The organism is Candidatus Zixiibacteriota bacterium (genome assembly GCA_034003725.1).
In the GTDB taxonomy this organism is placed as follows: Bacteria; Zixibacteria; MSB-5A5; order GN15; family FEB-12; genus WJMS01.
Map to the genome: position 1 here is coordinate 102,257 of JAVEYB010000011.1, position 20,963 is coordinate 123,219.

Consider the following 20,963-nt stretch of genomic DNA (forward strand, 5'->3'; position numbering starts at 1 on the left):
ATCGTCCTGTCGGCTACTCGTGTTTGTGCCGCACCAGCTCGAGCTGCGATAGGGCCGCGGTCACGGCGTATTCAACTCGAAGCGTCCAGCGGCCGAGCGTACAGGGACGAAATCCGGCCCGCTCGATCGTATCGACTTCAAACGGCACCCACCCGCCCTCGGGACCGATCGCAATCGCAACGCGGCCGCACAGTCGATTGCACAAGTCGTGCAGTCCGGTCGATGATTCGGGGCTGGCCAGCACCTGCACGAGGTTGGTGCTGCCCGAGGCCGCTATCTGCGGCCAGTCGTCCTCGAAGAATACGCGGAACCGGTCGTGGATATGTACCGCCGGCATGCGCGTCAGCCTCCCCTGGCTGAGCCCTTCAAGCAGGTACGGACGATAGTGTTCGGGCTCCAGCAGTTTCGTTTCGAAGAAACTCTTCTCGACCCGGTTGGCGCGAACGAGGTGCAGCGCGTACACTCCCATCATCGCCGACACGTACAGCACCTTGCGGAGAATCTGCGGGCGAGGCAGCGCGCATATCAACGTTACCTCCGGGATCGGATGCCCGTCGAGTCGGAGCTGCTCGCACTCCAGAATCACTTCGTCGTCGTCGATCTTGTGTATGTACGCCTTGCCGTGCGGACCGTCAAGCAATCCCACGAGCACATGGTCCTCGTAGCCCAGCTTGAGAATTGAGCGGATGTGATCGGCGCGGTGGTCGGTCAGGCGGTACCGTCCGTCGCCGGTTTCATCGTCGTCAGTCAGAATGATGAAGTTCATCGAATCACTCGAATCGTTCGGCGCCGAAAACGGACTCGTGGAGCTTCTCGTAGACGGGTCCACGGGGCGTCAGGGTTGACTTGAACAGGACCAGTCGGTCCAGCGACACATCTATCGGAGCAAACGAATACGTACGGACCATTTCGCAGAGCCGCTGCAGACCATCGGGAAACTTGACACGCGCCAGTGTCAGGTGCGGCCTAAACGACTTGCTCTCCGGCTCAAATCCGAGTTGCCGCACGCCCAACTCGACCTTCTCGGCTGTCGACTGGAGAAATGTCAGCGGCGACGATTCGTCGAATCCGGCCCAGATCACGCGCGGCCGTTTGAGATTCGGAAATGCCCCCAGTCGGGCAAGTTTTGCATGGCACGGCGTCGCGTGCGCTGCTGCCTCGTTGATGAGGCGTTTGAGCGCGGGTATCAGCGACTCACCGGTGTCGCCGAGAAAACGGACCGTCACATGGATGTTGTGCGGATCGACCCACTTCACCTTCGCTGGAGTGGACGACAAGTCGCCGATGATCTCGCCGAGCGCCTGCTCGACCTCGCGTGACAGCGGGATCGCAATGAACAGGCGCAGATTTGTCCGGGGGTCGGTGGTCGTCATTTTATATCCAGTATCTCGCGGCGAAGCATCTCCAGCGCGCCGTACACCGAGCGCTCCCGTATCACCGCGCGCAGACCGCCGAGTTTCATGCGGTGGGCCCGTTTGTCTCTCACGGTGGCCAACCCGATCCACACCGTGCCGACCGGTTTCTCATCGCTGCCGCCGTCCGGCCCCGCAATTCCGGTCAGCGCCAGCGCGTAGTCCGTCTCGAACCGCTCGCGACACCCGGCGGCCATCGCCACCGCGCACTCTTCGGATACCGCGCCATGGCTCCCGATCACCTCCGGCGGCACTCCCAGTTGCCGTGTTTTGGCTGCGTCGGAGTATGCCAGGATACCGCCCCGGAAATAGGCCGATGAACCCGGGACGGACGTGACGGCGGCGCCCAGTAATCCGCCCGTGCAGGACTCGGCAACTGCGAGCGTGCGATCGTTGTCCCGAAGCAGTTGGCCGACCACCGACTCCAGCGTATCCTCGTCGTAGCCGTACACGTAGCGGCCGACTTTGTCCTCGAGATAGCGCACCAGGGCGCGCGCTTTTTCGTCGGCCTGATCCTGCGTCTCGGCGGAAGCGATGACGCGGAGGTCCACGCCGCGGTAGCCCGGCAGGTACGCAAGCCGGACACCGGTGTCGAGCTTGAGGTCCGGCACAATCATTTCCGCGATGCGTGACTCGACAATGCCCGTGGTTCTGACTCTCGTGACCTTGATCGCCTGGCGCGCGCCGAGGTTGCGAAGGTACGGGATCACGTAGTCATCGAGTATCTGCATCATTTCGAACGGCACGCCCGGCAAGGCGATAAACACCCGTCCGTGCTCGGCGATACAGATACCGACCGCCGAGCCGTTTTTGTTCGGGAAGAAGGTCGCTCCCTGCGGCAGCAACGCCTGGTTCTGATTGATGGCCGGCATTTCGATCCCGCGTTTGGAATAGCGCGCACGGATGTCTTCGAGAATGTCTTCATGGAAGATCAGATTCCGCTTGAAGACTTTCACGATCGATCGCTTGGTCACGTCGTCGTCGGTCGGTCCCAGGCCGCCGGTGACGATGACGATTTCAACGCGCTTGAGGGCCTGTCGAAACGCCTCCTCCATGTCCTCGGCGTTGTCTCCGACCGAGGTACGGTAGCGGACGATAAATCCGTTGTCCACCAGGCGCGACGCCATGTAGGCCGCGTTTGTATCAATGGTATGACCGGTGATGATTTCGTCACCGATCGTTATCAATTCGACTTCCATCTCGCCCTGCACGAAGTGAAAGGGTTGCTACAGCCACGCAATCAACTGGATTACGATATGGGTCGCAAGACATGCCTGCACCCCGGCCGCAATATCATCCATCGTTACGCCCCAGCCGCCGGGAAGACTCTCGAGCCGGCGCGCGGGCCACAGCTTGACGACATCGAAAAACCGAAAGGCGACAAAAGCGATCAGCACATGCTGCCAGGAGACCGGGACATACAGCATCGTGACAAACCATCCGGCCCACTCATCGATGACGATCTTTTTCGAGTCATGTCCGAATACCCGTTCGGCCTCGCCCGCCGCCCACACCGATACGGCAAATGTAACAACCGCCGCCAGCATCGCCAGGGGGAGGTTGTTGCCGATGAGCAGCAGCGAGATCAGCGCCGGCGGGATCGTACCGAATGTTCCCGCCCACATGGGCGTGTATCCGGAATAGGCGCCGGTCGCCACCGCAATGACGAGCGTGTTTCGCATCGACCGTCTCACTTGAGCGCCGTCTTGATCATATATGAGTATTTCACGATGTAATCGACTCCTGTCCACACGGTCCAGGCAGCGGTGAACCAGAGCAGGTAATTGAAGTACAGCCGATGATCCAACTGCAGCATCAACAACAACTCGGAATCGTAGTGCTTGAGTGTCGTCAGCAGGCAGATGTACGCCATTACCACTCCCACCACGGTCATTTGAAGAAAGGTTTTCACCTTGGCCGGCCAGCTCGGAGGTATCACAACGCCGCGGTAGGCGGCCAGAAGGCGAAGGCCCGTGATGAAAAACTCCCGGCCGATTATCAGCATGACCGGGATTGCGGAGACGAATCCGAGCGCAATAAACGACACCAGCGCGGAGCTGACCAGCACTTTGTCGGCGAGCGGATCCATAAATTTGCCGAACCCGGTGATGATACCGTACTTGCGGGCATAGTAGCCATCGGCCATGTCGGTCAGCGCGGCGATCACAAACAGCCCGAGGCCGATCAGGCGCATATAGAAGTTCTCGAACAGGAAGAATACCATGAAGATAGGGGCGAGAATAACCCGCAGGAGGGTGAGTTTGTTCGGCATATTCATGACAGGGGAATCTACACCCGCCCCAAAGCCCTGTCAAGAAAGGGGATTGCGAGGCAGCGAAGGGCTGTTCTCTAAGTCAGGTTGAACCCCTCATGTTGGCTCGACAAACCGGCGCCGACAGCACGGAAATCCTGTTCTCGCTCGAACTCGACGAAGAGATGTCCGTCGACAAGTAACCGGGGAGAAACGGCCAGTCGGTAAATCTCGTCATAGACGGGCCACGATTCCGGACCACGCTTGCGGCGGTTCTTGCGCCAGGTAAGCCAGCTCGAAACGAAGATGAACGGATACATCAGCGGAAACAAAACGACACACGTCTTCTTGGCGCGGGTGAATTCGATATGCCGGATTCTGAAGCCGGCCAGCCGCGCAAGCACTCGAAGTTTCTGGATGCCGATCAGGAAGATGTGACCGAAGTAGACCTCCGGGGTGATACTCTGGTCCGACATCCAAATACTGTCCAACTCATTAGGCGGCATCGCCGAATTGAATTTCTCCGATTCCATCAACAGATAGCTTAGCCGCGCCCGAAGATTGGAGTAGTTGGGAGTAGTAAGAATCAGCGATCCTCCCGGCAGAATGATCCGATTGAACTCACGCAGCGCCTGAAGTTGATCCGCGAAGTGCTCGATTCCTTCCTGACAGAGCACATGATCGACACTCTGATCCTCGAGCGGAATTCCTTCCGAAATCTCAGCTCGTCGACATGTCATGCCTGCCTCAGTGAAATACTCCGGAAAGAGATCGAACGGCATCGGTGTGGCCCCCAGATCGGCAAGAATGCGCGAGGAAACCCCATTGCCCGCCGGGGAGTCAACCACGACGTGTCCGGCAAAACGCGAAGCGTTCCGCTGCAGGTATCGCTTGACGTAGTATTTGATACTGACCGGGTTGTCTTCGTAGTTCACGCCGGTAACCCTCCCCTGAGAGCCAGAGACACGATGACGTTGAGTGGGATAGGTCGGTTGGGCACATTCATCACACGGGGAATGTACGCCTGCCCCGAATCGGTGTCAAGCAAGGGGATTGGGGGAAGAGCGAACCGGCGGACCGAAGCAAGCAGTCCCGACTAGACAGAACGCGATTTCGTCATTCCTCTGGAGCAAGAATCCATCGCGGTATTCGTCGATTGCGAAGCCCCCGCCTCTACTTCCCTTTGCGGAACCACTGGAACGGGCCCATGATGCGCGGGCGCCATCCTTTCTGCTTGCCCGCTGTCACGCGGCTGTTGCGCGCCGTGCGCACATCTTCGATCGTGTAAAACGCGTTGGGGTCGAACCTTTTGATCGTATCGATCACCCGCGACAACTGCGAGCGCGGGACGATCAGGAAGATAATGGTGACGGGGCCGAATCCCCCTTCGCCCGGGACGTGCGTGACCTGATGACCCTGCATGATAAGCCGCTGGAGCAGATCGTCGGCTTTTTTCGGCAGAATCACGCGCACCAGCTGCGTGCCGATTGCGAGTTTTCGTTCGATCGTCATGCCGACCCACGTACCCATCGCAAATCCCGCAGCATAGGCGATATAATTCTCCCAGCTGGTGAGATTCTGCATGATCTGGCTGATGGCAAGCAGCCAGATGAGTACTTCGAAGAAGCCCATGACACTGGCGACCGCGCGCATATCGCGGGCCACGAGGATGATGCGGATAGTCCCGATCGATACGTCGAGAATGCGAGCTAAAAAGATCAATACGGGCAGGATATACCAGGGGAGTTCGGGTATGGCGAATCCTGTCAAGCCAAGCATATGCACTTCTCTCACCGGAGGTCAGGTTTTCTGTCGGCGGTAAACTACGGACATTGGCGGCCAGTGCAAGGGAATAATGGTCCCGGTGCCCAGGCGGCCGGCGACGGTCGGCGGCGGGTGGAGCGGTGTCACGGGTGTGCAATCGAGCCTTGACGGTCGATAGGGTAGAATGTAGATTAGAGTATCGACATCGAATTGGGGGCTGTCTGTGAATCCATCGGATCGAATCAACACCAACCGACAACCCGCGACTATGTCTATGGGGGGGCATAATGGATGAGCGGCGGAAGCTGATCCGCAAGCCGACCGAGGAGTATTTCAAGGTACGGCGGCGGCGGCGTTGCGATTTTTTCGCGGTGTACAACGAGCGCGACAATGCACTGTTGGGGCACCTGGTTGACGTTACATCGGAAGGCATGATGATCGTGTCGGGTTCGCCGGTGGATGTCAGCGTGTTGTACGATATCCGGATCGATTTGCCGGAGAAAGTCGACGGGCGCGAGAGCATCAACGTGTATGCGCGTCCGATCTGGACCGGTCCGGCGCCGGAGGACGGCTTTCATCACACCGGGTTTCAGTTTGTGCGGATCAACCCGGCGGAGATAAAGATACTGGCCCGTCTGTTCGGCGAGTGAGACTGCGGGGGCGCGACAACCATCGGTGCAATCGCGTGTTGCGACCGATTGGCTGCACGTAAGCGGCGGCCCGTTGCCGTCAGGTAACGGGCCGTCGTGTTGTGTGTTTCTCGTACGCGCACGCCGGTCGGCCGCGCCGGGCGGGCATTCGGGGTGGGTGGCAAAAACACAAAAAGTCATCGTACAAGCTTCATCTCCAGCGCGTTACAAGGAAATGGGTTTGTTTTGTTATTTTTAGGGGGTCCCCATTTCTTCCCCTTCCCCTTATCAAGATATGCGGCATGGGAGTAACCCATGTTTGAGCAGGATTTCGACAATCTGTCGCGATACAGAAGTACCATCGTTTCTGCACCTCGTGTGAGTGGAGTCTTTACTAACGGGGGCCGGCCATTTTTTCCATCGAGGTGGTAGGGAAAGTGAGGATCGCGTGGTGCACGGGGACGGGCGCTATGCACCGATGGAAGATAGCGAGTTCGAAGACGGACCCGCCCTACGGGGGCTGGCAGAGTTAATCAATATATCGGAGAGGAACGTGGTATGCGTGTGAACCCACAGCCCGCCGCGGACGGGAACCCACCTGGAAGGTGGGCCACCCGGGGTAAACTCACGCCGGCGGACAAAGTAGATTACAGGAGGGTGCCGGGTCTAATCTCAACGCAGTAAATGTCAGCACCGTTTGCGAGCAGAGTCTTTTTCGAAATGGAAGGCTCGTGGATGTGCAAACGGAGCTGACCTACCGGTCAATGACGATTTGATTCCGATGCCCCACCCGACGTTCGCTGCGAGCGAAATCCGGGCGGGCCACAGGTAGAGAGCACGATGCGTGGGGAGATGTCGTGACCCGTGTGGTCTCTGCCGCTTTCCACGGGCGGGCGGGGGGCACGGTCGCAAAGAACTTGACAACATGGCCCTATTTAGTCTTTATTGGGCATAGTCATCGAACTGACGGCGCCCGATCAACTGTCTCTCAGTCCGAAGGGGGACGAATCTAAACACAACTTAATCCGGGGTGCGTGAGTGATCATACGTCATTCTGTATTCATCGTGGTGGTCGCCTCGGCGGTTGCCGGGGGGAGTCTTTTATCCTGCAATTCATCCGACAGCCCGTCCGGTCCTACCGACCAGTCGGGTGGCAACAACAACGCGCAGGGATCACTTTTGACGGGTGCCGACTCGGCGCCCGCCCTATCCGGGACGTCCGATATCGGGCCGTTTGTCGTGCCGGAATCCGAGGTAGCGGGCGACTTCATCACTTCCCGTCTGGAAGGGGTCATCAACCCAGCGGCGACTATCGGCGTGGTCAACGCTACGCTTGACAGCATCGGAGCCCTGATCAGCTGTATGCGCACCGGTCTGCCCAAGGTCGAGTTGGTTGTCGCACCGATTGCCGATTCAGCGGCGGCTGCCGCGGTTTGTTCGGTGCTGGTCGAGTCGGGTGGATTTCTCTCGGCTTATCCGTGCTGGATCCCTGTCGCGCCGGATGACGGCTACGCGACATGGGATGCTCCCATCGGCGGGGTGGCGACGTATCTGGAGGAGGCGCGGTTTCCTGCGGCCTGGAACGCGCGCGATCTTGCGGTTGCCAACGCATCGCCGGCCACAGTGCTGGTAGCCGATCACTTCGTGAACTTCACGGCCAATCAGGAGATCCCATCGCAGACCTTTATCGCCGGGGGCGGTACGCCCGAGACGGGAGTGGACACGTTAGGGTTGGCCGGCGGCAATCATGGCTTTGCGGTGGGAGGCGTAATCGGGGCCAACTTCGACGATGTCGGAGCGACGGGCGTATTCCCCGGTCCGAGCAATTTGCTGCGGCTGCCGTGTTTTTCGACGGTCGGATTCGGATCGATGACCGCGATCATGGCGGCATTGAGTTCGCATCTTCCCGCAACCGGCGATTTCGTGCTCAACACGAGCTTCGGTTTCAACGGAGATTTTCTGCGGTTCCCGAAGCAAAGGCGGATAGAGGACGCCTTCAGCTGGCGTTTTCTGGTAGCAACGAGACAAGACCGTTTTCTGCACACGCAGTCGGCCGGCAACGAGGGGGTTTGGTCCAGCGCCAATCCCAATGCGGACTACAACTCGCCGTTTACGCTGGCCTCGCGTTTTGACACTCCTGTCCAGATGCTGCAGGGAACGTCGATATCTTCGGCCGACAGCGCTCACCTTGACCTGGTCTATCAGGCGGGTGTCAACACCAACCCGCTGTTTGGTTCCAGACTGAAGAACGTGCTTTGTGTCGGGTCATCGAAATCGGACGGGGACATTTCCACATTTTCGAACGGGCCAAACGACTTCCGGATGATCGGTGAAGACGTGCAGATTCCATGTCAGGTGGTCGACAACCGTTGTTCCGCCGGCTCGGATGGAACAATCGGCGGCGTAGCCTCAGGGACATCGTTTGCGGCGCCGCAACTGGCCGGACTCGCCGCCTATATGTGGACTCTGGATCCGTCTCTGACGATCGAACAAATCCGGGAGATATTCCTGCACGCAAATGTCGGCGGCTGGGTCGATGCTTACAAAGCGGTCCTGTCAATCGACAACAGCCCGAGTGCCGGCGGCGCCCGCGTGCGGCTGGCGATTCTCGATATCGCTGACGGCTCCGGTCAGAAAGGCAGCAACGGCTCGTTTGACGAGCGCGACCTGATCATGTACCTCGACTCTATCACGTGGTACGAAGCCGAGGCAGTGGCGGCGCCGCCGCCGATTTCGAAGGATCACAGCATGTTCGATCTGAACGGGGACGGCTACACCGGCGATCGTGGCGGGACGCCGACGACGGCGGCGTTTGATCTGGATATCAACACGCCGCCTGCATACTCCGGCGTCATCCCTCCCGAATGTTCGGATACCTCTTTCGAAGAGTCGACGGTAACGGACAGGGATATTCTCTATTACTACGCCTATTCCGATTTGTATACCGGCGTGGACAATGTCCGGGACAGTCTCCTTCCGTGCGGCGTGAGGGTACTTGCGTTAGGCAGCGAATACGAGACGAACGTCGAGGTCTGGACCGAGACGGTCGTTTCCTGGGATCCAGTTATAGAAACGGAAATCGCAGAAAGCAATCACGAGGATCATGGTTTTACGGAGGGATCGGATCCGGTGTCGGCTTTCGGTTCAGCTTCAGAGATGTGTGGTATGTCGAACTTCTCAGGCACCGCGAACGCTCAGCTCGCGTATTTCGTGGCGTCGGGAGATTTGATTACCGGTCTAAGCGCATCGGTCCAGACGGAGGAAACGAACCAAACGCCGGATGATTCGACCTGCGCCTCAGGATATGCATCGGCGGACGCAAATATCAGTGCGGGTTTCCAGGTTGTCGGGAATCCGGTAGGATTTACCGCCTCGGTGTCCACGTCGTACGGCGGGTCGGGCCGTGCGAGCGCCGAGTTTTTCGGCCCGACTGCACTTATTGTCGGGGCCTACACCGGCGAGACTGGACAGGCATCGGGAGTGCTACAGCCGGGCAACTACGGAATATTCATTAGGGCCGACGGCAGTGGTAACTCGGCGACTGTCACGATAACGTTTTCCCCGGTCAGTGGTGGCGCCCGGGCATCGGTCGCCCCGTGAGAGGAGAATGGGTGGGGATTCGTATGGTGGTTCCCAACGTTGACGGGTGACGGGAACTCACGTGAACCTGTTACGTCGGGCGATCGTTTGTCGCAGAGGAACGACATTCGACGGAAGTCATTGAGTACAAATGGAGGTTTTGGCGAGTGCGGTCAGGCGGGGTCGCCTGACCGCACTCATATAGGCTTTTTCAGCATGCCCGGGACGCCAGCCCGCCGAGGCCGACCATTGCGCCCGTGGCGTGCGAGGGTCAGCCGCTCTCTGGCGGGTTCGAAGACGGACCCGTCCTACGGGAGCATTCGCGGGAAACCGACAGCCCGCCTGTTTACACCTCAAGTCAATCCCACCCGGGACGGGGTGGGCTACTCGGTTGTTACCCATGTTTCCGGTTCGAAGGAATCCCACCCGGAGACGGGTGGGCTACTCGGTGTGTGAGATACGGATGTGGCTGGTCGGGACCGGCAGGCATAGGGTGGGGCGGCCGGCCGGCGTCAGGCAGCCGACCGACCATGATTCAGACGAACGGTTGCGACTTGACAAAGAGGCCGTTAAAGTCTATTTTTAGATATAACAAATCCATTACACGTTCAGGCCGGGGGACCTTCATGAGTATCCAATCATCAAAGCTGTTGCTGCTGGCGACGGCGGTCATTCTGTTCAGTTTCGCATCCTCAACAGTCGCCGGTGACTGTGGCGACATCAACAACGACGGTACCGGGCCGGATTTGTCCGACCTGACATACCTGGTCGACTATCTGTTTCTCGGTGGTGCGACACCGCAGTTCTACACCGCCAATGTCAACGGTGATTCAGATCATGTCGTGGACCTGTCGGACATGATCTATCTGGTCAATTACGTCTTCCTGGGCGGTCCGGCGCCCGACTGTGCGTACGCTACCGGAACGGTTACCGACATCGACGGCAATGTCTATCAGACGATCAGGATCGGCGAGCAATGGTGGATGGCGGAGAATCTGAAAGTAACACGCTATCGCAACGGTGATCCGATCGAACATGTATCGGAGGCTTCCGCCTGGAGAGTGCTCAGCACGGGAGCCTATTGCGCGTGGGACAATGATCCCTCTCATGTTGAGACGTACGGTCTCTTGTACAACGGCTATGCGGCCAATGACATTCGCGGCATAGCTCCCGAGGGCTGGCACGTGCCGTCGGATGCCGAGTGGAAGCAACTGGAGATGTATCTGGGGATGAGCCAGGCGGACGCCGATTCCACCGGTTGGCGGGGCACGGGTGAAGGCGGCAAGCTCAAAGAAGCCGGCCTGGCGCATTGGTACAACCCGAATGCCGGCGGGCACAATGGAAGCGGATTTACCGCGCTGGCGGGCGGGTTTCGCTTCGGCACCGGTTTCTACGTCAACATGAAGCAGTCCGGTGAATTTTGGACGTCGACGATGGCCGATAGTAACACCGCGTGGCTTCGTTATCTATCCTGCAGCAAATCGGCTGTCTATCGTCAGAGCGACGAACCGCAATACGGCTTTTCGGTTCGTTGTGTGCGGGATTAGTCGATTGCGGGGCGGGGTCGTTATCGGAACCGCCTGATTCGTTGGGTAGTTCGCGTGGCGCGCGAGGACGGGGGCGACGCTCGGCCGTGCGGTGGCGGACTCGAAGATCGACGAGCCCTAAGGGGACTGCTCCATTGGCATCCCACCCGGGACGGGGTGGGCTACTCGGTTGTTACCCATGTTTCCGGTTCGAAGGAATCCCACCCGGAGACGGGTGGGCTACTCGGTTGTTACCTATGTTTCCGGTTCGAAGCAATCCTACCCGGAGACGGGTGGGCTACTCGGTGTGTGAGAAACGGATATGGCTGGTCGGGACCGGCAGGCATAGGGTGGGGCGGCCGGCCGGCGTCAGGCAGCCGACCGACCATGATTCAGACGAACGGTTGCGACTTGACAAAGAGGCCGTTAAAGTCTATTTTTAGATATAACAAATCCATTACACGTTCAGGCCGGGGGACCTTCATGAGTATCCAATCATCAAAGCTGTTGCTGCTGGCGACGGCGGTCATTCTGTTCAGTTTCGCATCCTCAACAGTCGCCGGTGACTGTGGCGACATCAACAACGACGGTACCGGGCCGGATTTGTCCGACCTGACATACCTGGTCGACTATCTGTTTCTCGGTGGTGCGACACCGCAGTTCTACACCGCCAATGTCAACGGTGATTCAGATCATGTCGTGGACCTGTCGGACATGATCTATCTGGTCAATTACGTCTTCCTGGGCGGTCCGGTGCCCGACTGTGCGTACGCTACCGGAACGGTTACCGACATCGACGGCAATGTCTATCAGACGATCAGGATCGGCGACCAATGGTGGATGGCTGAGAATCTGAAAGTGACCCACTATCGCAACGGCGATCCGATCGAACATGTATCGGAGGCTTCCGCCTGGAGAGTACTCAGCACAGGAGCCTATTGCGAATGGATTAATCCGATTGTTCCAGACTACGTCGAAACGTATGGCATTGTCTACAATGCCTACGCCGTTCATGACAGTCGCAATCTGGCTCCTGAGGGCTGGCACGTACCGTCGGATGCCGAGTGGAAGCAACTGGAGATGTATCTGGGGATGAGCCAGTCGGACGCCGATTCCACCGGTTGGCGTGGCACGGGTGAAGGTGGCAAGCTCAAAGAAGCCGGCCTGGCGCATTGGCACAAACCGAATGCCGGGGGGCACAATGGAAGCGGATTTACCGCGCTGGCGGGCGGGTTTCGCAACCGTAGAGGTATCTTCGAGAATTTTGGTGCCGATGCCATCTACTGGACGTCGACGAGACATGTTGGTGACACGACCTGGTTCCACGGCCTGAGTAACTTCCGTTCCAGTATTCGCCGATTGGCTTATGATCCTCGATACGGCTATTCAATGCGTTGTGTGCGGGACGAGTAGCGAGTAGCCCCCCACCTCGGGTCTCCCGTGTCGCAACATGGCGGGGCGCGTGGGGAACGGGGACGTACACCACGCACGATGTCGGCGCTCGGCGGTCAGGCGGGGGTCGCCTGACTGCACGGCATTGGTGGATTCCCAACCGCGGCGGGGAATGACAAGGAACGGCCGGGGCGGGAATAACAAAAATTTCTTCATTTTCACTGACTTCCCCTGTCAGTCAGCTCAATTACATTAAAATCGCAATAAGTGATGTACATCGGAATCGTCTTGTTTATATTGTTCAAATGGCGAAAAAACAGATGCAGTTACGGAAAGGGAACGAGTCTATGGCGAGTTCTTCGACAACGGCCCCCGACCGCAAGAAGGCGCTCGATGCGGCCCTGAGTCAGATCGAACGCTCGTTCGGCAAGGGCTCAATCATGCGGCTGGGCGAGGGAACGGTCATGGAAGTCGCAACCATTCCGACCGGCTCGCTGGCGCTGGATTTTGCGCTTGGTGTGTGGGGCATTCCCCGGGGCCGGGTGACCGAGATATTCGGTCCGGAGGCATCCGGGAAGACCACCTTAACTCTTCATGTCATTGCCGAGGCTCAGAAGGCGGGCGGGGTGGCGGCGTTTATCGACGCCGAGCACGCGTTTGACGCGACCTATGCGCGCAATCTGGGGGTGGATATCGAGAATCTGCTTATCTCCCAGCCGGATAACGGCGAGCAGGCGCTGGACATCACCGAGACGCTGGTCCGGTCCGGGGCGGTCGACATAATCGTGATCGACTCGGTCGCGGCGTTGACGCCGAAGTCGGAGATCGAAGGCGAGATGGGTGACAGTCATATGGGTCTGCAGGCGCGGCTGATGTCGCAGGCGCTACGCAAGCTCACGGCGATTACCTCGAAATCCCACACCGCGATTGTTTTCATCAACCAGATTCGCATGAAGATCGGGGTGATGTTCGGCAACCCGGAGACGACCACGGGAGGCAACGCGCTGAAGTTTTATTCGACGGTGCGTCTGGATATTCGGCGGATCGCGACGATCAAGGAGCGCGACGAGGTGATCGGGTCGCGGACGCGGGTGCGGGTGGTGAAAAACAAGGTGGCGCCGCCGTTCCGTGAGGCGGAGTTCGATATTATTTACGGCAAGGGCATCTCGGCATCGGGCGAGCTTCTGGATCTCGCGGTGAACCACGGGATTATCGACAAGTCCGGGGCGTGGTTTTCGTTTGGTTCGGACCGTCTGGGCCAGGGCCGGGAGAACGCCAAGCGGTTTCTCGAGGAGAACCCCGAGGTATACCAGCAGGTGCTGGTCGGGGTGAAGGGAAAGCTCGGCATGAGCAAGGCGGTGTCGTCGGGCGGCGATGACGACGGCGGTTCCGCCGGCCCGGACGACGAAGAATAGAAGAACGGGCATCTTAGAAGTCCACGAAAGCCGGCGGTGTCCGCCGGCTTTTGTCGTTGCGGGGCGGGTGGCGGGCGGATTTATGGGAAATATCTTGTGGCCCCGGATTATAAGTGTATAATGAGGCACCGGATAGGGTATTCGGGTCTAGAGCCTGTCGCGGGTGGCGGCAGAGTGTCTGATGAGCAATCACCGAGAGGACGAGTATCGCGTGCATGGGAACTTTGTGTTTGACAGACATGTTGTTAGAGGTGCGCTTGAGTGCTTTTGTCCGGTCGGAACGAGGTGAGGTTTACCCCCGATGACCGACCAGAAAGCACAGCTTGAGAAGAGAAAAGCGTTCGAGGCCGAGGCGGTCCCGCACATGGACGCCCTGTATCGAACGGCGCTTCGGATGACGAAAAACCAGAATGACGCCGAGGACCTGGTTCAGGAGACGATGGTCAAGGCGTACCGGTTCTGGGACAAGTTCGAGCCGGGCTCGAATTGTCGGGCATGGTTGTTCAAGATCATGACCAACATCTTCATCAACGATTACCGCTCGAAATCGCGGGCGCCGCAGGCGGTTGATGTGGATGATATCGACGACAACTACCTGTACCGGCATTTGACCGACAGCGGTCATGAAGTCAATCCGGAGCATCACCTGTTCGCGAAGATCTTCGACGACGACGTCAAGAAGGCCATAGAGGAGTTGCCCGATGATTTCCGCCTGGTGGTGGTGTTGTCCTTCCTTGAAGGATTCTCCTACCAGGAGATAGCCGATATCGCCGATTTGCAGCTCGGTACGGTCAAGTCGCGATTGCACCGCGGGCGGAAGTTGCTTCAGAAGCAACTGCTGGATTACGCTATAAGGAATGGGTTCATCAAGAGTACCTCGAAGGACGCAACAACATGAACTGTCAGGAAGCACTGAGTCTACTCTATGAGATAATCGATAAAGAGGCGTCGGAAGTAGACATTCACCAGGTCAAAGATCACCTGAAAAAGTGCGGACATTGTTCCGAGATATACCGGGTGGAGCAGGAAGTCAACGCGTTCCTGAAAGCCCGGTGCAACGACCATCAGCCCGCCGAGAGACTCGAGGAGTTGAAATCACGGGTAGCGATGCTGCTCGATCGGGAGGATGGTGCCGGCACCGACCCTTTAGCATACGGCGGGGACCGTAAGCACGGCGCCCCGCACATAACGGGTCTTCGGTACGGTCGATATGTCGCCGCGGCGGCGGCGCTGGTTGTTGTAGTCTGGGGGGCGTTTCTGGCCGCCGATCTTTTCCGTCATCACGACGAACATTACGCGCTCGAGCAGATTCATCTCGACGCCGGACAGCACGCGGCGACGTTTGCGGGCGCCGAGGACACCGGCAGGGCCATGCGGTATTGCGCGGGCCACATGCACTATGTGCCGATCGAGACGGTGAACGGGTACACGCTGGTGGGCGCGCGCGAGATCGAGGTCCACGGCGCGACGGCGGTCCATCTGCTGTACGCGAACGGCAGTTCCCACGTCTCCGTGTTCCTTCTCAAGGCGGATCAATTCAGTATACCGGATTCGTTGAAAACGGCGCCGACCACGCGCGGCAACTATACGTTTTACGATCACCACTGTCGCGGCTGCCGGCTGGTCTACCATGAAGTGGGCAACCTGATCGTTATCACGGCGACCGAGCAGCACACGGTGGACCTGCTGGACTTCATCCCCGGCGCCGCCGCCTGACCGTAGTAAAATGTTGCACACGGCCCCGGGGCCGACTAGTTTGACCGACATGAGAGACCATGTCGGTTTTTTGTTTGTCCTCGTTTTCTCTCTGGTATGGAGTACAGTCGACGCGCAGCCGTATCCGGACAGCGCGCGGACAAGCGAACTGGCGGCGGTGCAGAGCGCGCTGTACAACGAGCGGTTCGCCGAGGCCGATTCGATTGCGCGCGCGATGATCGACCGGACGCCCGGCGATCCGGCCGGCTATCTTTTTCGTGCGGCGGCCATGCTCAGCGAGATGACCGCGTTTGAGGAGAATCTCTACGGCGAATTGTTCACCGACCTGATCGATACGTCACAGTCCCTTGCCGAAAAACAATCCATACAATCGACCGGCCGAACGCGCGCGTGGATGCAGTTGTACCGGGGGCATGCGCACGCCTATCGGGCGTTGTGGGAGTCGCGGTTCGGATCGTTTGTCGGCGCCGTGCGCAACGGGTTCGCGGCGCGCAATGAGTATGAGGACGGCCTCAGGGCGGACTCTTCGGTGTACGATCTCTATCTCGGGTTGGGGTCATATCACTACTGGAAATCGGCCAGGGCGGGGATGCTTCGCTGGGTGGGACTTCTCAGCAACGACAAGGATCGGGGAATCCGGGAGCTTCGGCTGGCCGCTGATTCCTCGCTGGTGTTTCGCGACGCGGCCCGGCAGGCGCTGATCTGGGTGATGCTCGACCGCAAGGAGTATGATTCGGCGAAGGTGATGGCGGAGGAGGCGCACGGAAAGTATCCGGACGGGAATCTGTTCCTCTGGCCGCTGGCGCAGGCGCAGTACGAGTTGAAGGAGTATCGCGATGCGATCGCGACGTATCGGATGATCCGTGAGCGCCTCGATGTCACGCGCGGCAATTACTACAACCTGATTGAGGCCGACTATCGGCTGTCGATGTGTTACGAGAAGGTGCAGGAGATGGAGCACGCGCGCGCGATCGCGCGCGGTGTGCGGGCGTATCTTGACGACGTGCCGAAGCGGATTCGGCAGTTGCATCGACAGGCGCTGGGCTACTTGCAGCAGCTGGCGAGGACGTGATTGTTTGAGGTTGTGCTGTCAAGCGACCCCGCCTGACAGCGACAAACTTGTAGCCCACCCGTCTCGGGTGGGTGTCCGTACCTCTCACATGGGGAGACTCAAGAATGCTCCGACCGAATCACAAGCAAATCATCGCGACCGTCTTGGCAGCCCTCATCGCTTTTGCGCTCGTCGGTTGCGGGTACCTCATGTCCGGTACCTGGGAAGACGATCCGGGCAACTGGCAGCGCGCGTTTAACACACGCCAACCCGATGATGTTACTGTCGTCCATTCGCTGTACAAACGCATGCCCCATTTCACCTACGAATTCGAGTACTACTTCCAGATCGAAGCCAATGCGGCGTTACGTGAGCAGTTGTTCCAAGGGACGGACATGGTGCGCGTGGAGGGCGGCGGCGACGTCAAACGATGCCACACTAGCGGGCCGTCATGGTTCGTGCCGAAAGCACCGGAGAAGTATGAAGTGTGGCGATGCCGTGATCGGTTTGAGTGTTCGTTTACGGTGTTTATCGACACTGACACCGGCGACCTTTTCTTAACCGATAGGCAGGTGTAAGATGTGCAGTCGGCGTTGGTGACGGAGATTTTCGATTGCACGGTTCGTTTGCGCACGAGTGCGTACGCAACGGACGGAATCAGCCGGTGGATTCCAGCCCCGAGGATTCCAGCCCCGAGGATTCCACCCCGGAGGATCCCACCCCGGAGGGGTGGGCTACTCGACTGTATCTTTTCCGAAGTCCCTCCCGACGTTCGCCGCCGGCGAACTCTGGGTGGGCCACAGGTGGGCAGTGATGGATGTCAGCACCGTTTGCGGGAGAGGTTCGTTTAGTTTGACGAGTTGGTGGATGTGCAAACGGAGCTGACCTACGGCTCACTGTGGATACACTCTTCTTCACACAGATCACCCCCCTCCTCGGCATCATTACCGCATGACCTTCTCGGGCACGCGACTACCGGCAAGATAGAGTTCATGTTGGTCGGAAGCGGCAGGAAGAAAATGCGTTGAATGAAATCCACCGCCTCCCCGTCTGTTTGTAACAATGTAGAGTCAGTCAGTCAGTCAAGCACAAATTCATCTAATGGAAGGCAATTGAGTTTGGACTCATGAAGCGCACCGACTATATTTCGAATGCGACTTCAAGTCTCGAGGCGGAGGAGGTTGTTAATGAGCGGGGGAGTTCTCGTTCGATACGTACAGGGAATTGTAACGCTGTTTCTTCTGGCGAGTGTCACCTTCCCATTGATGCCTGCGAGTGCGGCGTTGCGGCCCCAACCGAGACAGCAGTCTGCATCGTTGCTGCCGTCTGGAATCCCGGAGCTCTGCTTTGGCTCACACTCGGTGGGTAAGCTGTGCTGCAGAGTAAGCAACTACGGCGGGATCTTCCAATGGGATTACTTCATTTTCGATCCTGATGAGTGTGTTGTTGGTGCCAGGCACCCTGATCTGGGTGGATACCCCAAGAGCTCGCGTGTTGAGTACACATTTGCAGGGGACATCTGGATCGGCACTCGAGATGAAGACGGCCCACGGGTATCGGTGACCTGGGACGGAGAATCCTATAATGGAGAATTCTATCCGGAACCAATGCCCTTCGGTGCGATTGAACATCGTTCCACTACCGATCCGTCGGCGCCGGAGTTCGAAAGTGCAATCTCAGAAGAAGACTACATCGTTGTATATCGTGACACTTTTACGGTGGGTCTGCCCGGTCTCACTCCTGATTACTTCGGCCAAAGGCCGCATGAACCGCTTGGTTTGGAAGTGACACAGCGGTCGTACGCGTGGTCGTACGGTTACGCCGACGACTTCGTGCTGTTTGATTTGCAGATTAAGAACGTCGGAAGAGATGACCTGAACTTTGTCTACGTCGGGATATTGGTGAATCCGGACGTCAGGTTTGTTTCGTATGATCCGATGTCCGTCTTTCCAGATCGTACTCCAGGCGACCTTTGTGGCTTCCTTCCGAGTTTTCCATCCTGGCGCGACTGCGGCGCCATAGACACGCTTGGTCTTGCGTGGCACGCCGATGCCGACGGTGACCCGGCGCGCGGAGAGTTTCGGGACCTGCCTGACCCATACCGCTCGTGCACCGGAGTGGCGGGAATCCGTATGTTGTCGCAACTGCCGGAAGGCACTCGGGTCTCCTACAATTGGTGGGTCAACAACTTCGTCGGTGATCTTCAATACGAGTTCGGTCCGCGCGCCCGGCCCGCCCCCGGCGGGACGCTGTTCAACTTTCACACGGGCGGCAGCGGCATGCCGCGCGGCGACCGCAACAAGTACCATGTGCTCTCCAACGGCGAGATCGACTACGACCAAGCCTATACGGCTACCATCGGTCCGGGCAATCCCAACTGGCTCGACCCGCCACCGGAGATCGCACAGGATGTAGCGGACGGCATCACGGTGATGTATCTCCTTTCAGCAGGCCCCTTCTTCATCCCGAAAGGCGCCACTCAGGCGATAGCATTCGCCTACGTCGCCGGTGAGCGCTTCCACACTGATCCCAACAACGGTCGCAATCTCGATAACCGAGAGATCGACCGCTACTATGAGAACCTCGATTTCTCCGATATCGCCCGCAACGCTACCTGGGCGGGATGGGTCTACGACAACCCCGGGGTCGATACCGACGGTGACGGTTACTTTGGTGAGAGTCGCATCAGCGTGGTTGACTCGCAACTCATAGGAGGTGAGTAGGTCGTTACATCCGCCGACACCAACTGGTACAAGGGGGATGGCGTCCCGGACTGGCGCGCCGCCGGTCCCCCCCCCGCACCGAAGTTCTGGCTGACCCCCACCCTCAACGGCATTTACGTCCGCTTCAACGGTTACCTCTCGGAGACAACCAAAGATATCTTCTCGAGCATTATCGACTTCGAAGGGTACCGTGTGTACTTTGGCCGTGATGACCGGGAGTCCAGCCTGTCGCTCGTTGCATCGTACGACCGGGAGAACTTCGACAAGTATGTGTTCAACCCGGGGATCGGCATCAACGGCGAGTTCCAGATTCAGAGCATTCCATTCACGATCGACGAACTTCGCTGTCTGTACGGCGAGGGGGATGATCCGTGCGAGGATATGGATTTCAACCCGCTGGCGTATACGGCCACCCGTCCGTTTTTCATGCCGGGCCACCCCGACTCCGCGTTTTACTTCACCAAGCACGACCACAACGCCTCGGTGCTGGGGATCTCGACGCCGATTCGAAAGACTTATCCCACACAGCCAAAGCCGGAACCCTCGGACACGCTCAATCCCGATGCGATCACCGAAGACGGGTATCTGAAATACTATGAGTATGAGTGCACGATCGACGGTCTGCTTCCGACTGTTCCGTACTATGTCAATGTCACGGCGTTTGATTTCGGGTCGCCGGAGTCGGGGTTGACGGCGCTGGAGACCTCGAAAGTCAACGGCCTGCAGTACACCTGGCCGAAGGCGACGGCCGATCAGCTCGGTGATAAGTTACCGCCGGTGTATGTGTATCCGAACCCGTACCGGATCGATGCGCACTATCGGCGGGAGGGGTACGAGGGTCGGGGGCGGGAGCATCTGCCGGATTTCCGGACGCGGGAGATACATTTCGAGAACTTACCGGCCAAGTGCTGGATCAGTATCTTCACACTCGATGGTGATCTGGTGCGCAAGATTCGTCATGACACGGAGCCGTCGGATCCCAACAGCACGCATGACAGTTGGAACTTCATCACGAGAAACGCGCAGTTACCGGTGACGGGGATATATTTGTGGACGGTTGAGGATGATGACGGGGGCGTGCAGATGGGGAAGTTAGTGATAATTTTGTAGGGGTGTTGGGGTGAGTCGAACCCACCCCGGAGGGGTGGGCTACTCGGTTGGGGGTGAGTCGATCCCACCCCGGAGGGGGTGGGCTACTCGGTTGCCCGTGTGACCGGGCTGTATCGTTTCCGAAGTCCCACCCGACGTTCGCCGCCGGCGAACTCTGGGTGGGCCACAGGTGGGCAGGGGGTGATGGATGTCAGCACCGTTTGCGGGAGAGGTTCGTTTAATTTGGCGAGTTGGTGGATATGCAAACGGAGCTGACCTACGGCTCACATGGCGGGTTCGAAGACGGTGTACGGTATCATGAGATAGGTAACATGTTCTGTCAGGACATTGGTTACACTTTTGGTGTATCCTGGGTTGAGGAGGAGCCAGGATATGCCGTGGAAGCGAACCAGCGT

Annotated in this window: 18 protein-coding genes; 11 read left to right on the forward strand and 7 right to left on the reverse strand. The window is 58.5% G+C overall.

Annotation, left to right across the window (positions count from 1 at the left end; translation table 11 throughout):
* Nucleotides 1-13: 13 nt before the first annotated feature.
* The 7 genes from RBT76_12445 to RBT76_12475 all read right to left on the reverse strand — a co-directional run bounded on the left by RBT76_12445 (nucleotide 14) and on the right by RBT76_12475 (nucleotide 5,442).
* Nucleotides 14-766, reverse strand: coding sequence for an RsmE family RNA methyltransferase (locus RBT76_12445; GenBank protein MDX9858594.1), 753 nt, complete (start codon nucleotides 764-766; stop codon nucleotides 14-16).
* 4 nt (nucleotides 767-770) lie between these two features.
* Entirely contained in the window at nucleotides 771-1,373 is a 603-nt protein-coding gene (thpR, locus tag RBT76_12450; GenBank protein ID MDX9858595.1) for an RNA 2',3'-cyclic phosphodiesterase, read from the reverse strand.
* On the reverse strand, nucleotides 1,370-2,611 hold the full coding sequence (locus RBT76_12455) for a competence/damage-inducible protein A (GenBank protein MDX9858596.1): 1,242 nt from the start codon (nucleotides 2,609-2,611) through the stop codon (nucleotides 1,370-1,372). The genes thpR and RBT76_12455 overlap by 4 nt, the downstream gene beginning before the upstream one ends.
* A gap of 27 nt (nucleotides 2,612-2,638) precedes the next feature.
* Nucleotides 2,639-3,094 (reverse strand): phosphatidylglycerophosphatase A, encoded by a 456-nt coding sequence (locus tag RBT76_12460; GenBank protein ID MDX9858597.1) that lies wholly within the window; start codon nucleotides 3,092-3,094, stop codon nucleotides 2,639-2,641.
* A gap of 8 nt (nucleotides 3,095-3,102) precedes the next feature.
* The gene (gene pgsA / locus RBT76_12465) at nucleotides 3,103-3,690 is read right to left on the reverse strand and encodes a CDP-diacylglycerol--glycerol-3-phosphate 3-phosphatidyltransferase (GenBank protein MDX9858598.1); all 588 of its coding nucleotides are present in this window, start codon (nucleotides 3,688-3,690) and stop codon (nucleotides 3,103-3,105) included.
* 71 nt (nucleotides 3,691-3,761) lie between these two features.
* The gene (locus tag RBT76_12470) at nucleotides 3,762-4,598 is read right to left on the reverse strand and encodes a methyltransferase domain-containing protein (GenBank protein MDX9858599.1); all 837 of its coding nucleotides are present in this window, start codon (nucleotides 4,596-4,598) and stop codon (nucleotides 3,762-3,764) included.
* 238 nt (nucleotides 4,599-4,836) lie between these two features.
* On the reverse strand, nucleotides 4,837-5,442 hold the full coding sequence (locus RBT76_12475; protein MDX9858600.1) for a DUF2179 domain-containing protein: 606 nt from the start codon (nucleotides 5,440-5,442) through the stop codon (nucleotides 4,837-4,839).
* Between the two features lie 272 nt (nucleotides 5,443-5,714).
* On the opposite strand from RBT76_12475, the gene RBT76_12480 reads away from it, so the two are divergent.
* From RBT76_12480 to RBT76_12530, 11 genes are all read left to right on the forward strand, one after another.
* Nucleotides 5,715-6,077 carry a PilZ domain-containing protein gene (locus RBT76_12480; protein ID MDX9858601.1) on the forward strand — a complete coding sequence of 121 codons (363 nt, stop codon included), beginning with the start codon at nucleotides 5,715-5,717 and terminating at the stop codon, nucleotides 6,075-6,077.
* 1,017 nt (nucleotides 6,078-7,094) lie between these two features.
* The gene (locus tag RBT76_12485) at nucleotides 7,095-9,656 is read left to right on the forward strand and encodes a S8/S53 family peptidase (protein MDX9858602.1); all 2,562 of its coding nucleotides are present in this window, start codon (nucleotides 7,095-7,097) and stop codon (nucleotides 9,654-9,656) included.
* Between the two features lie 605 nt (nucleotides 9,657-10,261).
* Nucleotides 10,262-11,182, forward strand: a complete 921-nt coding sequence (locus RBT76_12490; GenBank protein MDX9858603.1) for an FISUMP domain-containing protein — start codon at nucleotides 10,262-10,264, stop codon at nucleotides 11,180-11,182.
* A gap of 462 nt (nucleotides 11,183-11,644) precedes the next feature.
* Complete coding sequence (locus RBT76_12495) at nucleotides 11,645-12,574, forward strand: FISUMP domain-containing protein (GenBank protein ID MDX9858604.1); 930 nt, start codon at nucleotides 11,645-11,647, stop codon at nucleotides 12,572-12,574.
* Nucleotides 12,575-12,900: 326 nt separating this feature from the next.
* Nucleotides 12,901-13,968, forward strand: coding sequence for a recombinase RecA (recA, locus tag RBT76_12500; protein ID MDX9858605.1), 1,068 nt, complete (start codon nucleotides 12,901-12,903; stop codon nucleotides 13,966-13,968).
* Between the two features lie 301 nt (nucleotides 13,969-14,269).
* On the forward strand, nucleotides 14,270-14,866 hold the full coding sequence (locus RBT76_12505; GenBank protein ID MDX9858606.1) for a sigma-70 family RNA polymerase sigma factor: 597 nt from the start codon (nucleotides 14,270-14,272) through the stop codon (nucleotides 14,864-14,866).
* Nucleotides 14,863-15,684, forward strand: a complete 822-nt coding sequence (locus RBT76_12510) for a zf-HC2 domain-containing protein (protein MDX9858607.1) — start codon at nucleotides 14,863-14,865, stop codon at nucleotides 15,682-15,684. Before RBT76_12505 ends, RBT76_12510 begins: the two co-directional genes overlap by 4 nt.
* Before the next feature lie 49 nt (nucleotides 15,685-15,733).
* Nucleotides 15,734-16,756, forward strand: coding sequence for a hypothetical protein (locus RBT76_12515; GenBank protein ID MDX9858608.1), 1,023 nt, complete (start codon nucleotides 15,734-15,736; stop codon nucleotides 16,754-16,756).
* Between the two features lie 104 nt (nucleotides 16,757-16,860).
* Entirely contained in the window at nucleotides 16,861-17,313 is a 453-nt protein-coding gene (locus RBT76_12520) for a hypothetical protein (GenBank protein MDX9858609.1), read from the forward strand.
* Nucleotides 17,314-17,922: 609 nt separating this feature from the next.
* Nucleotides 17,923-19,458 (forward strand): hypothetical protein, encoded by a 1,536-nt coding sequence (locus RBT76_12525; protein MDX9858610.1) that lies wholly within the window; start codon nucleotides 17,923-17,925, stop codon nucleotides 19,456-19,458.
* A 192-nt stretch (nucleotides 19,459-19,650) separates the two neighbouring features.
* Nucleotides 19,651-20,568, forward strand: a complete 918-nt coding sequence (locus RBT76_12530) for a hypothetical protein (protein MDX9858611.1) — start codon at nucleotides 19,651-19,653, stop codon at nucleotides 20,566-20,568.
* Nucleotides 20,569-20,963 lie beyond the last annotated feature (395 nt).